Genomic DNA, 14,449 nt, shown 5'->3' with positions numbered 1-14,449 from the left:
CCTCCGCTTGGGAGGCCGTTTTTTTGCGGTGCCTGGGCTGACGTCATCGCGAGCAGGCTCGCGATGCAGGCGATTCGGTCTTCCTTACGTACGCATCCCACGCCCACTCACCAGCAACCGCGCACAACCGATGTACAGCACAACAGTCGCAATGAGCATGAAGGCGATCGCCACGCTGATCCTGATATCCGACACACCGAGGATGCCGTAACGGAAAGCGTTGACCATGTGCAGCACCGGGTTGGCCAGTGACACGGTCTGCCAGAACGGTGGCAGCAGGCTGATCGAGTAGAACACCCCGCCCAGGTACGTCAGCGGCGTCAGCACAAACGTCGGGATGATCGAGATATCATCGAAGTTGCGCGCAAATACCGCGTTGATGAAGCCCAATAGCGAGAAGATCGTCGCCGTCAGCAGCACCACCAGAACGGTCACGCCCAGGTGATGCACCTGTAGCGTGGTGAAGAACAGCGACAGCAACGTCACGATGATCCCGACCATCAACCCGCGCAGCACGCCGCCCAGGGTGTAGCCGATCAGAATCGTATGGGGTGACACCGGCGACACCATCAACTCTTCGATGGAACGCTGGAACTTGCTGCCAAAGAAACTCGATACCACGTTGCCGTAGGAGTTGGTGATCACCGACATCATGATCAGCCCCGGCACGATGTACTCCATGTAGGTGAAACCACCCATGTCGCCAATCTGCCGACCAATCAGATTGCCGAAGATCACGAAGTACAGAACCATGGTGATGGCCGGCGGCAGCAGGGTCTGCGGCCAGATCCGGGTGAAGCGCTTGATCTCACGGTAGACGATGGTATTGAGGGCAACGAGGTTGGGTTGCAGCTCGGAACTCATACCGCCACCTTCGACAGATTCTTCTCCACCAGGGACACGAACAACTCCTCGAGGCGATTGGTTTTGTTACGCAGGCTCAACACTTCGATGTTCTGCTGCGCCAATTGGGTGAACAACGCGGTAATGCCCATGGCCTTGTCGACCTGGACTTCCAGGGTATGACTGTCGATCAGTTTGGTCGGGTAGCCGAGCAACTGTGGCGCCACTTGCAACGTGTTCTTCAGGTCCAGCAGGAACGTCTCGACATGCAGTTGGCTGAGCAACTGCTTCATGCTGGTGTTCTCGACGATCCTGCCGTGATCGATGATGCCGATGTTGCGGCACAGCTGCTCAGCCTCTTCCAGGTAGTGAGTGGTGAGGATGATGGTGATGCCTTTTTTGTTCAGCTCGGTGAGGAAGGTCCACATCGAGCGACGCAATTCGATGTCCACCCCCGCCGTCGGTTCGTCGAGGATCAGCAGGCGTGGTTCGTGAACCAGTGCCCGGGCGATCATCAGGCGGCGCTTCATGCCGCCGGACAGGGAGCGCGACGGCACATCGCGCTTGTCCCACAGGCCCAGTTGAGTCAGGTACTGCTCGGCGCGTTCCTTGGCGATTTTCGCCGGGATGCCGTAGTAACCGGCCTGGGTCACGACAATGTCGAAGGTCTTTTCGAACTGGTTGAAGTTGAACTCCTGGGGCACCACACCAATGCAGCGCTTGAGTGCCGCCGGTTCCTTGTCCAGGTCGTGGCCGAAGATATTCACCGTGCCGCTGGTCTTGGTCACCAGGGTTGAGAGAATGCCGATGGTCGTGGATTTGCCGGCGCCGTTAGGGCCGAGCAAGGCGAAAAAGTCACCTTCGGCGACATCCAGATCGATACCACTCAGGGCCTGGAAACCGTTGCCGTAGGTTTTGGTTAGCTGCCGGATGGACAGAGCGGAACTCATATCGGATTTACGCACCAGGAAGGGAAGAAAGGAATAAATAAGGGCGGGCGGCGAGCAATGCAACCGCGGCGCATGAGCGCAATGGTGCTTGTCGCCGCCACACAAGTACAGTCACGCGTGTCGATAGTGAGTATTAAGTCAACGCGGTCATGACAGCCTTCTGATACGCCGGACGCTGTTTCAACCGCGCGTACCAGGCTTCGAGATGAGGCAGCGGCGCACGTTCGATCGGCATCTCGAACCAGGCATAAATGAAGCTGCCCAAGGGAATGTCGCCCATGCCGATCTCATCGCCCGACAGGTATGGCTTAACCGCCAGCGCTTGATCGGCCATCGACAGCAAATCGTCGCATTCCTTGATCGCGGCCTTGATGGCCGGCCAGTCCTGCTGGTGTTCCGGGGTTCGCAATACGCCCCAGAACACCGTGCGGAACGGAGCGGCAAAACTTGAGGTGGTCCAGTCCATCCACTTTTCCGCCGAGGCACGGGCCTGCAGGTCTGTCGGATACCAGGCCGTATCGCTGGCATGACGGGCCATCAGGTAACGGACGATGGTGTTGGATTCCCACAGCACGAAACCGTCGTCTTCGATCACCGGCACGCGGCCGTTGGGATTCATCGCGCGGTACGCAGGCGTGTCGACCACGCCAAAGGCGCCGCCGGCATCGATGGCTTCATAGGCCAGACCCAGTTCTTCGGCCGCCCACAATGGCTTCCTGACATTCGACGAATTTTTCCGACCCCAGATCTTCAGCATGACCGCCCCTTCTTGGATGAATGCGCAGGCAGCATACGCCGGATCAGACGCGACTCAAATCGCTCTGCATGTCACCCAGCAGCACCGGCAATTGCTCGCCGAACAGATGCGGATAGCACTTTTCCAGGTGTTCGAAAAAGAACGCTTCCGGCACATCAGTGAACTGGCCGTGATCGATCAGATATTCCATCAACTGCTCGCCGTCACGGTTGAAGGGGTGGAACACGCTGTCGTTGATCCCATCAAACTCCAGCGGCGCGACATTGAACAGTTCGCAGAGCTGTTGATTGAAGGCTGGAGTGGCTTTGACCCAACGATCGTTCAGGTACAACTCGGTGTAACCATGCATGGCGAACACATCGCTCTTGAGTAGTTCGAGCAGACGCGGCGTCGACAGGTGATTGCGCACATCTGCCAGACCGATACGCGCCGGAATCCCGCAATGCCGGGCTGCACCGGCCAGCAGCGTGGCTTTGGGCACGCAATAACTCTCCCCCGCCGCCAGCGCATAGCTGCCGCGCAAGGTCTCTGGATCGCGGCTGAAGGTGTAAGGGTTGTAGCGCACGGCCTCACGCACTGCGTAATAGAGATTGATCGTCTGTTCGAGCGGATCGCGCCCGGCGCCACGATGTTTTTCGGCGAACTCCACCACCGAGGGATGGTCACTATCGATGAAGCGGCCGGGGCTCAGACATGCGTGCATGGGAACAATCTCCTGGGGGAAGCCACGAGTCTAGCGACACCTTCAGCACAGAGATAACGACGTTTCGGCCAAATATCAGCGTTTAGCGCCCCTTCTACAAAAGCGCTTAACCGTCCGCCCTCGAAATAGCCGACGAGTTTCAACCGTTGCTTCCTACAAACTCAGACCTATCGCTCTGACCTCCACTTTTATGGATGCCGTCTAAGCTCTGAAAGTGGTTTTGCCCCTGGCTTCATGGAGAATTGAATATGTTGCTGTTGTGGATACTGATTCTGGTGGTCGGGATTGCCTACCTGGCACATCGGCGCACTGCGCCTCTGCCCGCCTTGGGCATCATCGCTGTCTATCTGCTGGCGATGGGCATCTTCAGCCATGCCCCCGTCTGGCTGATGCTGATTTTCTGGGTAATGCTCGCGGTCGTGGCCGCTTTCCTGTTGTTGCCGGATCTGCGCCGAAGACTCTTCACGGCCCCGATGTTCAGCTGGTTTCAAAAAAACCTGCCGCCGATGTCACAAACCGAACGTGAAGCCATTGAAGCTGGCACGGTCTGGTGGGACGGCGAGCTGTTCAGCGGTCGCCCGGACTGGAACAAGCTGCTGGCCTATCCAAAGGCGCAACTGAGCGAAGAGGAACAAGCGTTCATCGATGGTCCGACTGAAGAGCTCTGCGCGATGGTCAGCGATTGGCAGATCGGCCAATTGCTGGATCTGCCGCCCCAGGCTTGGGATCACATCAAACAACATGGCTTTTTTGCCCTGATCATTCCCAAGGAATACGGTGGCAAAGGCTTCTCGGCTTATGCGCACTCCCAGGTAGCGATGAAACTGGCCACCCGCAGCGGCGACCTGGCGTCGACGGTCATGGTGCCCAATTCCCTCGGCCCGGCGGAGCTGCTGCTGCATTACGGCACTGACGAACAGCGCAATCATTACCTGCCACGGCTGGCCCGCGGCGACGATATCCCTTGTTTTGCCCTGACAGGCCCGATGGCAGGCTCCAACGTCGGCGGGATGACCGACACCGGGGTCATCTGCAAAGGTGAATGGGAAGGCAAGGAAACCCTCGGCCTGCGTCTTAACTGGGAAAAACGCTACATCACCCTCGGCCCGGTTGCGACATTGATCGGTCTGGCTTTCAAGGCCTATGACCCGGACCATCTGCTGGGCGACAAAGTCGACCTGGGGATCAGTCTCGCCCTGGTCCCAACCCAGACCCCCGGTGTAGAAATCGGTCGCCGTCACCTGCCGTTGGGCGCCGCCTTCATGAACGGTCCGAACGCTGGCAAGGACGTGTTCGTGCCGCTGGAATTCATCATCGGCGGTCAGGAAATGCTCGGCGAAGGCTGGATGATGCTGATGAACTGCCTGTCGGTCGGGCGTTCCATTTCGCTGCCTGCCATCGGTACCGCTGCGGGCAAGTTCAGCAGCCTGGTGACAGGCCAATATGCCCAGGTTCGCGAACAATTCAACGCACCGCTGTCAGCCTTCGAAGGCATTCAGGAAGCACTGGCGCGGATCGGCGGCAGTACCTGGTTGATGGACAGCGCACGGATGCTCACCGCCAACGCGGTCGACCTCGGCGAAAAACCGTCGGTACCCTCGGCCATTATCAAATACCACCTCTCCGAACGCGGTCGCGAGTGCATCAGCCACGCCATGGATGTTCACGGCGGCAGGGCCATCATGATGGGGCCAAACAACTACCTGGCGCGTAACTGGCAAGGTGCGCCCATTGCCGTCACGGTCGAAGGTGCGAATATCCTGACACGCAACTTGATGATCTTCGGCCAGGGCGCTATTCGCTGCCATCCGTTCGTGCTCAAGGAAATGGCCCTCGCCCATCGCGAAGACAAACAACAGGCACTGATCGAGTTCGATGCGCTGCTGCTCGACCACATTGGTTTTGCCGTGTGCAACGCCGCCAGCACCCTGGTGCTGAACCTCGGCCTCGGGCATTTCGAACACATGCCCGGGGACAGGCTCAGCCAAGGCTATTTCCGCGCCCTCAACCGTCAGGCCGCAGCCTTTGCTCTGCTTGCAGACCTGAGCATGATGCTGCTGGGCGGTGATTTGAAACGTCGCGAACGGCTGTCCGCACGTCTGGGTGATGTGCTCAGCTACCTGTATCTGGCCTCCGGCGCACTCAAGCGTTATCACGATCTCGATTCACCCGAGCATATGCATCCGCTATTCGCCTGGGCCATGGAGGAGAGCCTCGGGCAGTCCGAACGTGCGCTGGACGAACTGCTGACCAACTTCCCGAACAAGGTACTCGGATGCCTGATGCGGGTGATGGTGTTCCCTTTCGGTCGTCGCCACAGAGGCCCGTCGGACAGACTGGCGGCCCAAGTCGCAGCCGTCATCGGCCGTCCCAAGGGCGATCCAACACTTGAGGAGTTACTGGGTGGCTGCTATCGCCCACAATCACCAGAGGATTCAGTCGGCGCCCTGCAGCACGCTTGCGATTTGCTGAACGCTGCCAAACCGGTACAGAAAAAACTCAATACGGCGTTGAAAAGTCGCCAGGTCAAACCCGCTCTCGGAGAATCTGCCATCGATGCCGCTCTGGAGGGTGGCGTCTTGCAACCGGTTGAAGCCCAGGCCTTGCGCGAGGCAGAAGTGGCGCGACGCAAGGTGATCGATGTCGATGATTTCGACCCAAAGGAGCTGGTAATGGCCAAAGGCAAGGTCCGCTGATCCGGCGGAGCCTGTGTCTTGCATGGGGCTCTTTACTATGTGCTCTCTATCATGGGAAAAGGGGCGCAAGAGCTTTATACTCTCGCGCCCGTTTTGCTCTTGAGGACTTATCTCGTGTCCAACGTCGTTGCCGATCATCTCGTCTTGCTCGACCACCTGCGCAGCATCCTGGTCGCCGTAGGTGAGGCCGAACAGGTTCCCGAAGAAAGCCATGCCTTGTTCCTGGAGCGCTTCGACGAACTGCTGGCGTCACTGCCGATCGAACCGATCGAAAGCCAGTACCTGGGCCAGGACATCCTGACGCAGGTCATTTCCCGTTATCCACAAATCGCCCACCTGATTCCACGGGACCTGCTGTGGTACTTCGCCGGCGACTGCCTGCACTACCTGTCCGACGAAGAAATCGACCTGTACCAGGCCCTTGAAGAGCGTCGCTTCGAAGCCGAACAGAACGATGAACCGTTCGACTGGAATCAGGAAAAACAGCTGCTGGCGATGTCGAACCAGGACAGCAAGCACTGATCCCCAATCAGTAATGCAAAAGGCCCGCATGGTTGAATATGCGGGCCTTTTTTGTTGGCCGGGGAGATCAAAGCAACCCATCACTTTCGGGCAATTCATACTCCGCCGCGACCTTGCCCAACCCACTTGGCTTGCCCGGCCTGCTCAAGGTTGGCTCCTTCTCCAGGCATTCCACCAGATAGTCGATAAACACCCGTAACTTGGGCGGTAGATAACGGGTTGGCGAATGCAGCAGCCAGGCGCCTCCGTGGTAGGACGCCAGAAAAGTCCAGTCTGGCAGTACTTGCACGATCAACCCTTGTTCCAGCGCATACCGGGCGGTGAAGTACGGCAGGCTGCCGATTCCGATGTGTTGCAATACCGCGCCCAGTCGCACGCCTGTGTGATTGGCGGCATAACGTCCGCGCACGCCGACGGTGACGGCTTTGCTGCCTTTCTTGAATTTCCAGCGCGCATCGCTCGGGGTTTCGCCCAGATAGATACAGCTGTGGTTAAGCAGGTCGTGGGGATGAGTCGGCGTGCCGTGTTCAGCCAGGTACTGCGGCGTCGCACAGAGCAAATGATCGATGGTCAGCAACTGCCGCCCCACCAACCCCGCAGGCGGGCGATCGGTAATACGGATCGCCAGATCGACGTTGTCATCGATCAAATCCACCTGACGGTCCTCGAGCAACAACTCCACGTTCACTTTGGGATAGCGCCGCAGAAATTCCGGCATGTGCGGATGAATCACGAATCGCCCGACGGCTTTAGGCACGCTGACGCGCACCAGCCCTTCCGCCTCATGGGTGAACTGACCGCTGATTTCCATCACCGATTTCGCCGCGCTGACCATCTCCTGGCAACGCTTGAACACCTCTTCGCCACCGTCACTCAGGCGCAGCTTGCGCGTGGTTCGTTGCAGCAGCCGCGTGGCGAGTGCCTTCTCCAGCCGCGAAATGCTGCGACTTACCGCCGAGGGAGAGGAGCCCAATTGGCGTGCTGCTTCGGAGAAACTGCCAGTCTCGACGACCTTGACGAAAATCGCCATTTCACCGAGCAGCGGCAGGGGAAGATTTATGCTCACAGCGCAACAGTCCTTTGATGATTGAACGGATTATCACGCAATTCCACGATTCATATAATAAAAATAGAAACTTTAATAAGGGCATGGAATATGACGCTTCGCCTCTTTTTCCATAGTGATGACCTCAAGGCCAATGTGGAAGTCCTGGATTGCACGCCCTACGAGAACGAATTCGCAGTAGTGCTGCGTGCCACACTGTTTCATCCTCAGGGCGGCGGGCAACCCTGGGATACCGGCTGGATCGGCGAAAGCCAGGTGCTGCGCGTGGTTCAGGATCCGGACCGGATCATCCATTTCGTCGATCATCCGGTAAAACTCGGCATGACCCAGATTCGGGTCGACGAGCAACGCCGCCGGTTCAACACGCGCATGCATTCCGCGGGGCACCTGATCGGTCACTTCGTCCAGGCGATGGGCTGGATGCCGACCAAGGCTCATCACTGGCCGGATGAAGGACGTGTCCAATTCAAGCCGGGTGATAGCGCGCAGGAGGTCGATGCGCAGACGATTCAGCATGGCATCACGCAATGGATCGCCCATGACCTGCCGCGCCTGACGTCGTTGCGCGAAGGCGCCCGGGAAATCGGTTTCGGTGAGCTGCCCGCCTACGGCTGCGGCGGTACCCATGTACGGAGCCTGAAGGATTTGGGCACGGTCACGATCGCTTCCCTTTCACAGAAAAAGGGAACGCTGTCAGTCCACTACAGCGTGGACTGAACATTTGGGCGATGTCGGCCCCGTCATCGCCTGACGCCGGGGGAGCCTGCATTCGCGGGCTCTGTTGACTATCGATAGATGGACCTAAAAACATGATGCTTGACGTCGAGCGTCTCGATGAGACGTGCATACAAAAACTGGCCAACGAAGAAGTCCTCGCCATCCGCGTCAAAGGCTTGTTGCCTGGACCGCTGGCGATCCAGATCGGCGACAAGATCCTCGCCCCTGGCTTCGAAGGCTATATCAACGCGCCGAGCATCGGCCGCATCGGCATGGCGTTTTATGAAGCGGAAAACCAGCCGCTGCTGATCGAGGACTATTTCGAGCGCGCCACCAGCAATATCGCCGAATTGCGCAGCCGTTGCGCGCCCTACTCCTCTCCTGTCGACACGTTGCGCTGCATGCTCGACGAGTCCTGGCCGGCGGGGGCGCATCTGGAAAATCTCTATGGCCGCAAGATGTATGTGGGGCTATCCCGGGTCGTCAAGCCTGGGGTGTGCTTCCTCGCCCATCACGACATTTTCGCCAAGGATGCCCCGGACAGTTTCCAGGCCAAAAGCCTGGAAGCGCAGTTCGCCTGCAACGTCTACCTGAACATGCCGACCGAGGGCGGCGCATTGCAAATGTGGGACCACGACATTTCCCCGGACCAGTTCGACGAAATGCGTGGCGACAGTTACGGCATCGACCCGGCCTTGCTCGGCCCGCCGACCCTGGAGATTCGTCCTGAGCCGGGTGATTTCATCATGTTCAATTCGCGCTGCATGCACTCGGTGACCCCGGGTGTGGACGACCCGCGATTGAGCCTTTCCTTCTTTGTCGGCTATCGCGGCAATGCTTCACCCCTGACTTTCTGGAGCTGAGATGTTTTCGAATTACCTGGGCGAGTTTCTGGCGCTGGCCACGATCCACTTTCTGGCCGTGGTTGCTCCCGGACCGGACTTCGCCGTGACCATCCGCCAAAGCGTGCGTTTCGGCCGCTTAGTGGGGATTTGCACGGCGCTGGGCATCGGCGCGGGCATTTCCGTGCATGTGCTTTACACCTTGCTCGGCGTGGGAGCACTGATGCACACCACGCCTTGGTTGTTGACGGTGGCCAAGGTCGTGGGGGGTGCCTACATTTTGTACCTCGGCGTGAGCCTGATACGCAGCAAACCCAAAACCGTGCTGGAAGGCGACAAAGGTGCAGACGAACCGGTGGTCGAGCAAACGTTGCTGAAGGCGTTCACCACAGGTTTTCTGACCAACGCCACCAACCCCAAGGCCACGCTGTTCTTCCTGGCAATCTTCACGACCATCATCAGCGCCTCGACACCGCTGCAGATTCAGGCGCTGTACGGGGTGTGGATGTGTTTCGTGAATGCCTTGTGGTTCGTGATCGTGGCGCTGTTTTTTTCCAGCACCCGGGTGCGGTTGCTGTTCATGCGCATGGGGCACTGGTTCGAACGAACCATGGGGGTGATCCTGATTCTGTTCGCTGGCCGGTTGATTCTGTCGATGTAAAACAAACGGCCCGCCAGGCTGACTGGTGGGCCGTCGATATTATTTCTTGTTCGATAACCGAGACACTTACCAAAGCGCGCCAATACTCCAACCTGCACTTCACAGGTGTAGAGCTACATAGTCCGTCGTATTCAGCTTGCTTGTCATATCCCGCCAGATGCCGTTGTTACTATTGGTCTGCATTCGAAAAGTACACACGGCACGCCTGAAAACGCCACTCATTGAGTGGCGTTTTTGTGAAATATGCAGCGCAAAACCCCAAGAAAAACTCGCGGGACCGTGAAGCACCCCTTATTTCATCAGCATCCGGCGCAATGCCAATGATTGCGTGGCCTGACCGTGGCGTTCAGAAAAAAACCAACATCTGTATCGAAAGTTTTCGTTCAAGGCATGGCGCTTTGCCTTGGTTGAACTACCTTTCAAACAAGAAGAAGACATAACGGTTTGAAATTGCACGTTAGGTTCAGCGATCAGATAGCGGAATGGCAAAAGGAGTTACCTCACTATGGTCCTGGCAAGCATTTTCCGGCTCTTTACGTTGATTGCCGGTTGCTTTTTAGGGGAGTCAGGTCGGCGCAAAGTGCCGTCTTTAGCTGCTGTTGCGGTCGAGCTTGAACATATCGTTCGGGTCGACAGCTCAGGTATCTGGATCACTAAAAACCGTTGTAGCGAAGGTCACTCGCTGTTCAGTCAGACCAGCGTATTGCACCTGCTTGCATGTAGCACCACGGAATATTGCCGGGGCCATTAGTCAGGGGTCTGGCGGGGTAGAGGGCCGACCAAGGCCCCTTGTAGTGATCCGAGGCAACCCAGTTAGCCTCAAAGATGGCCTATTCAGCGAGGATGCACTTAATGAGCTATCGTACCGTGCCCGCTTTCAAGCGAATTATCCATGGCCTGTTCTGGACGGGTCTCAGCGTGAATGCGGCTCAGGCCGCGCCGGCCAATTGTTCGCAACTGGATAGTTTGCCGGCAACGTTCGAGGTCGGTCAGGGGCTTCAGAATGAACTGCGCGTCCCCGTCCCGGTGACGCAGTTGGCAGTCGGCGATCCGAAAATTGCCGACGTGCAACCCAGCGGCAGCAACGCCTTCATACTCACGGGCCTCGCGCCGGGGGCCACCAGCCTGATGGTCTGGACCGCCTGTTCGAAAACGCCGCGCCAAAGCATGGTGTTCGTCAAGGGCAAGGCCACCGCGGCGCTGACCAGCGTCTCGACAGTGCCTTCCGAAGACCCGCTGTTGCCGATCCAGGTGCAAACCGACATCCGCTTCGTTGAAGTCAGCCGGACCAAACTCAAGGAAGCCAATGCCTCGATTTTTGGCCGCCAAGGCAATTTCCTGTTCGGCTCACCGAGAACCTTGCCCACCGTCGGCGGCATTGTCACGCCGTCGGTGCCAGTGAACAACGGCATGTTCAACTTCGCTTTTGCGTCCAGCGATACTCTAGTGTCGATCAACGCACTGGAAGGCAGCGGTTTCGCCTACACCCTGGCACGGCCAAGCCTGGTAGCGCTCAGCGGGCAGAGTGCGAGCTTCCTGGCCGGTGGTGAAGTGCCGATTCCAGTGCCCAGTTCCGGCAGCGATAACGTGTCCATCGAGTACAAGGAATTCGGTATCCGCCTGACCCTGACGCCGACCATCATCGGCAAAAACCGTATCGCGCTGAAGGTGGCACCGGAAGTCAGTGAACTGGACTTCACCAACGCCGTGAGCATCGCCGGCACCATTGTTCCAGCGCTGACCATACGCCGAACCGACACCAGCATCTCCCTGGCCGACGGCGAAAGCTTCGTCATCAGCGGCTTGATCAGCACCCGCAACAATTCCCAGGTGAACAAGTTTCCGGGGCTGGGCGATATCCCGATTCTGGGCGCGTTCTTCCGCGACAACACCATCAACCGTGAAGAGCGTGAACTGCTGATGATCGTTACCCCGCATCTGGTCCAGCCACTGGCTGTCAACGCACAACTACCGTCATTGCCTGGCGAACAGCTGCGCAATTACGACCCGAATTTCTACCGCATGTTCTTCCTCGAAAATGGCGATTTCGACAGTCGCTCCGGGCTTTCACAATGAGCCAGAGCCTGAATCAGACTTGCCTCGCCCTCACCCCTAACGGTGACCTTGAGCGCTTGCCGGGCCAGCTTTATTGCCATTGGCCAAGCGTTCAACGTGTTGTAGCCAAAGGACATTCGATGAAAGCAGTCATTGCAATAATGGCGACATTAATGCTGACGGGTTGTGCCACTAATGGTTTGTCTTCGCGACCTCCTATCTGTGCCAAGCCCGATTCGGATCAAGAGTTGGCCCTGAGTCTGGCCGACAACATGGCCAACGATGGCCGTTTGTATGCCAGCCTGGCGAATCTTGAAGGTTTGCCCGAGAACCTGGTTCAGGTTCGCCTGCGCAAGGCTCGGGTGCTGCGCTTGATGGGGCGTAACGAGGCGGGGCCGTTGTATCAAAGCTTGCTCGGCACCTGTCTGGCCGCTGATGGGGAACATGGCTTGGGCCAGTTGGCCGCGGCCAGAAATGATTACGCCACCGCGACCACTCACCTTGAGCGTGCGGTGAAGATGGCCCCCACCGATGACAGGATGCGCAATGACCTGGGGGTCGTCTACCTCAATCAACGACGTATCCCTGAAGCACGCTTCGAGTTCATGACCGCCATGGAGCTCAAACAGTCCAATTCATTGGCGGCACTCAATTTGGTGACGCTGCTGATCTATCAGGATAACTGGAAGTCGGCTGCCGAACTCGCGAACCGTGCCAGCTTGAGTCCTCAGCAAGTCGCCGAGGCTCAAAGCCGCGCGGAAAAACTCAAGGCCTCCGCAAAAAAAGTGGCGGCTTCGGAGGGGAATCGCAGGACTGAGGTAGCCGCTGCCTCACCCAGTGCGACAAAGTAAAACGTACGAGGAGTCGAGATGAATACCAAGAGGCTGTTGATCGTGTGCATGGCTTGCCTGTCCACCAGTGCCTGGGCGATTGAACCAGGCCCCTCTTCGAAGGAGCAAAAAGGTACCGAGCAGTGGTTGCAGATGCAGATTCGTGGTGTGTTTGCCTCGCCTAAACTGCAAACCGCTTCGGCTACCGAACGTGACCTGGCCATGCAGCGTTGGCTGAATAGTTTCCTCTACCCGATTCCGGAGTTTTTTGATCAGGATATGGCGGGAGAGATCCCTGGCAGTAACTGAGGCACGTCAATGGATGATCAGCCTCTGGCGTCGTCTAGAGTGGCCTGGCTGCAAAGCCGGGCTAGACGTCGTATGCAGGAAAGCATTGGTATCTACAGATTATCCAAGCCAGGTCGGATTACTCTGAGCTGCCGCAGGCTGCGATCTTTTGCTCCTCAGCGATTCTCCTCGGCCATCAAAATCAAAAGATCGCAGGCTTTGCCAGCTCCTACGCTTGACCGCGTCGGTGTTCCTTAAAGGGGTGCCTGGCAACCACTGCTTCTGCCTTGACCAGCCTGTCACCGAGCGTATCGCGACAATCAGCGCCAAGTCGTGATTAACAGATGTACGCAAATCTCTGTAGGCGCTGCCGAAGGCTGCGATCCTTTGATTCAGAGGCCCAGGCAATAAATTGCCTGCCAGAAAAATCAAAAGATCGCAGCCTTCGGCAGCGCCTACAGAGGATGTGTAAACCTATGGCGGGCAAATGCAGATCAGACTCGGGCGGCAAGGCCATCGTGCTCGACAGCCTCCACCCGTTTACCTCACCCGAATGCTCTCACCACACCGATCAAGGCAGGGCCGATGGCGACCAGGAAGAAGCTCGGCCACAGGCAGAAAATCAGCGGGAAGATAAGTTTGGTGCCAATTTTTGCCCCCGCTTCTTCGGCAGCCTGCGTACGCCTGTCACGGAACTCATCGGCATAGATGCGCAAAGTATCGGCCACGCTGGTACCAAAGCGGATGCTCTGCGCCAACAGGCTGACCAACCCTTGTACGTCATCCAGACCGGTGCGCACGGCCAGTTGCTTGAGCGCTTCGGTACTGGAAATGCCCGCGCGGATCTGCGCATTGACCAAGGCCAGCTCTTCAGCCAACTCAACCTGACTGACCGACATCTCTTCAGCCACCCGCTCGATAGTCGTGGGCAGGGCTAGGCCCGACTCCACGCACACCACCATCAGATCCAGTGCGTCCGGAAACGCGGCACGCAGCCGGCCTTGTCGCGATTGTTTGCGCTTGCCGACATATATCGCTGGCAGCAGCCATCCGACAGCGGCCATCATGACCACCAACAACAGTCCCGTGATCAAGGAAACCTTGGGAATCATCGGTAATAGCAACAACGCAATGCCGACCAACAACAGTGGTAACAGCAAGCGCACCGCCCAATATATCTGCACCGCTGAAGAGGAACGGTACCCTGCATGCGTCAACAGGGTCTGGGTGACGGACGCCTGAGCGGATTCGGTCGAGGCAAAGCGCTGGCCGACCCGCTCCAGCAACAGTTGCAGATTACCAGGAGCGTCCTGCCCGGTCGTATTGCCTAAATGACCACGCTTGATCAGCGCCAGGCGACGCTGCACCGGGTCCTGAAGACCCAGCATCAGCAAAATCACGGCGACGACCGCAAGCACCGTACTCAAACCGATTGCGCCGAGGAACAACAGACGCCCCATCTCCTCGTTCCCCGTGACCCGACTGAACAACCCGAGTAAAAAGTCCATGAACTGTACCT

14 protein-coding genes are annotated in these 14,449 nt (G+C 57.9%); 8 read left to right on the top strand and 6 right to left on the bottom strand.

The features are described from left to right. Window positions 1–84: 84 nt before the first annotated feature. From MMG91_RS12875 to MMG91_RS12860, 4 genes are all read right to left on the bottom strand, one after another. On the bottom strand, window positions 85–864 hold the full coding sequence (locus tag MMG91_RS12875; RefSeq protein ID WP_305502900.1) for an ABC transporter permease: 780 nt from the start codon (window positions 862–864) through the stop codon (window positions 85–87). Then, the gene (locus MMG91_RS12870) at window positions 861–1,793 is read right to left on the bottom strand and encodes an ABC transporter ATP-binding protein (protein ID WP_305446509.1); all 933 of its coding nucleotides are present in this window, start codon (window positions 1,791–1,793) and stop codon (window positions 861–863) included. The genes MMG91_RS12875 and MMG91_RS12870 overlap by 4 nt, the downstream gene beginning before the upstream one ends. Window positions 1,794–1,926: 133 nt before the next feature. Then, window positions 1,927–2,550 carry a glutathione S-transferase gene (locus MMG91_RS12865; protein WP_310659807.1) on the bottom strand — a complete coding sequence of 208 codons (624 nt, stop codon included), beginning with the start codon at window positions 2,548–2,550 and terminating at the stop codon, window positions 1,927–1,929. A gap of 43 nt (window positions 2,551–2,593) precedes the next feature. Next, window positions 2,594–3,253, bottom strand: a complete 660-nt coding sequence (locus tag MMG91_RS12860; protein ID WP_305446511.1) for a transglutaminase family protein — start codon at window positions 3,251–3,253, stop codon at window positions 2,594–2,596. A gap of 248 nt (window positions 3,254–3,501) precedes the next feature. Here MMG91_RS12860 and MMG91_RS12855 point away from each other — a divergent pair, with 248 nt between their 5' ends. Next, entirely contained in the window at window positions 3,502–5,949 is a 2,448-nt protein-coding gene (locus tag MMG91_RS12855) for an acyl-CoA dehydrogenase (RefSeq protein WP_310659806.1), read from the top strand. A 114-nt stretch (window positions 5,950–6,063) separates the two neighbouring features. Continuing rightward, a complete protein-coding gene (locus MMG91_RS12850; RefSeq protein ID WP_008012462.1) occupies window positions 6,064–6,471 on the top strand; it encodes a PA2817 family protein in 408 nt (135 codons plus the stop codon). A gap of 67 nt (window positions 6,472–6,538) precedes the next feature. On the opposite strand, the gene MMG91_RS12845 is transcribed toward MMG91_RS12850, so the two are convergent. Next, entirely contained in the window at window positions 6,539–7,537 is a 999-nt protein-coding gene (locus MMG91_RS12845; RefSeq protein WP_305446514.1) for a LysR family transcriptional regulator, read from the bottom strand. Window positions 7,538–7,627: 90 nt separating this feature from the next. Here MMG91_RS12845 and MMG91_RS12840 point away from each other — a divergent pair, with 90 nt between their 5' ends. The 6 genes from MMG91_RS12840 to MMG91_RS12815 all read left to right on the top strand — a co-directional run bounded on the left by MMG91_RS12840 (window position 7,628) and on the right by MMG91_RS12815 (window position 12,951). After that, window positions 7,628–8,254, top strand: coding sequence for a serine-tRNA(Ala) deacylase AlaX (locus tag MMG91_RS12840; RefSeq protein WP_038982069.1), 627 nt, complete (start codon window positions 7,628–7,630; stop codon window positions 8,252–8,254). 92 nt (window positions 8,255–8,346) lie between these two features. Continuing rightward, window positions 8,347–9,117, top strand: a complete 771-nt coding sequence (locus MMG91_RS12835; RefSeq protein ID WP_305446515.1) for a 2OG-Fe(II) oxygenase — start codon at window positions 8,347–8,349, stop codon at window positions 9,115–9,117. 1 nt (window position 9,118) lies between these two features. Beyond that, the gene (locus MMG91_RS12830; RefSeq protein WP_305425693.1) at window positions 9,119–9,757 is read left to right on the top strand and encodes a LysE family translocator; all 639 of its coding nucleotides are present in this window, start codon (window positions 9,119–9,121) and stop codon (window positions 9,755–9,757) included. An 852-nt stretch (window positions 9,758–10,609) separates the two neighbouring features. Beyond that, window positions 10,610–11,833, top strand: coding sequence for a type II and III secretion system protein family protein (locus MMG91_RS12825; RefSeq protein WP_310659805.1), 1,224 nt, complete (start codon window positions 10,610–10,612; stop codon window positions 11,831–11,833). Window positions 11,834–11,952: 119 nt separating this feature from the next. Continuing rightward, window positions 11,953–12,663 carry a tetratricopeptide repeat protein gene (locus MMG91_RS12820; protein WP_310659804.1) on the top strand — a complete coding sequence of 237 codons (711 nt, stop codon included), beginning with the start codon at window positions 11,953–11,955 and terminating at the stop codon, window positions 12,661–12,663. 18 nt (window positions 12,664–12,681) lie between these two features. Beyond that, complete coding sequence (locus MMG91_RS12815; protein WP_310659803.1) at window positions 12,682–12,951, top strand: DUF3613 domain-containing protein; 270 nt, start codon at window positions 12,682–12,684, stop codon at window positions 12,949–12,951. Between the two features lie 524 nt (window positions 12,952–13,475). On the opposite strand, the gene MMG91_RS12810 is transcribed toward MMG91_RS12815, so the two are convergent. Next, complete coding sequence (locus MMG91_RS12810) at window positions 13,476–14,438, bottom strand: type II secretion system F family protein (protein ID WP_310659802.1); 963 nt, start codon at window positions 14,436–14,438, stop codon at window positions 13,476–13,478. Between the last annotated feature and the right edge of the window lie 11 nt (window positions 14,439–14,449).

This window comes from Pseudomonas sp. JL3, from assembly GCF_031570575.1.
Classification (GTDB): Bacteria; Pseudomonadota; Gammaproteobacteria; order Pseudomonadales; family Pseudomonadaceae; genus Aquipseudomonas; species Aquipseudomonas cucumis.
This window is presented reverse-complemented; position numbering and strand designations above follow the sequence as displayed.

What these genes read in the sequence shown, in the direction of transcription:
- MMG91_RS12820 (WP_310659804.1), top strand. Translation starts at nt 11,953, where the DNA reads ATGAAAGCAGTCATTGCAATAATGGCGACATTAATGCTGACGGGTTGT.
- MMG91_RS12860 (WP_305446511.1), bottom strand. Translation starts at nt 3,253, where the DNA reads ATGCACGCATGTCTGAGCCCCGGCCGCTTCATCGATAGTGACCATCCC.
- MMG91_RS12865 (WP_310659807.1), bottom strand. Translation starts at nt 2,550, where the DNA reads ATGCTGAAGATCTGGGGTCGGAAAAATTCGTCGAATGTCAGGAAGCCA.
- MMG91_RS12830 (WP_305425693.1), top strand. Translation starts at nt 9,119, where the DNA reads ATGTTTTCGAATTACCTGGGCGAGTTTCTGGCGCTGGCCACGATCCAC.
- MMG91_RS12810 (WP_310659802.1), bottom strand. Translation starts at nt 14,438, where the DNA reads ATGGACTTTTTACTCGGGTTGTTCAGTCGGGTCACGGGGAACGAGGAG.
- MMG91_RS12835 (WP_305446515.1), top strand. Translation starts at nt 8,347, where the DNA reads ATGATGCTTGACGTCGAGCGTCTCGATGAGACGTGCATACAAAAACTG.
- MMG91_RS12855 (WP_310659806.1), top strand. Translation starts at nt 3,502, where the DNA reads ATGTTGCTGTTGTGGATACTGATTCTGGTGGTCGGGATTGCCTACCTG.
- MMG91_RS12815 (WP_310659803.1), top strand. Translation starts at nt 12,682, where the DNA reads ATGAATACCAAGAGGCTGTTGATCGTGTGCATGGCTTGCCTGTCCACC.
- MMG91_RS12840 (WP_038982069.1), top strand. Translation starts at nt 7,628, where the DNA reads ATGACGCTTCGCCTCTTTTTCCATAGTGATGACCTCAAGGCCAATGTG.
- MMG91_RS12875 (WP_305502900.1), bottom strand. Translation starts at nt 864, where the DNA reads ATGAGTTCCGAGCTGCAACCCAACCTCGTTGCCCTCAATACCATCGTC.
- MMG91_RS12870 (WP_305446509.1), bottom strand. Translation starts at nt 1,793, where the DNA reads ATGAGTTCCGCTCTGTCCATCCGGCAGCTAACCAAAACCTACGGCAAC.
- MMG91_RS12825 (WP_310659805.1), top strand. Translation starts at nt 10,610, where the DNA reads ATGAGCTATCGTACCGTGCCCGCTTTCAAGCGAATTATCCATGGCCTG.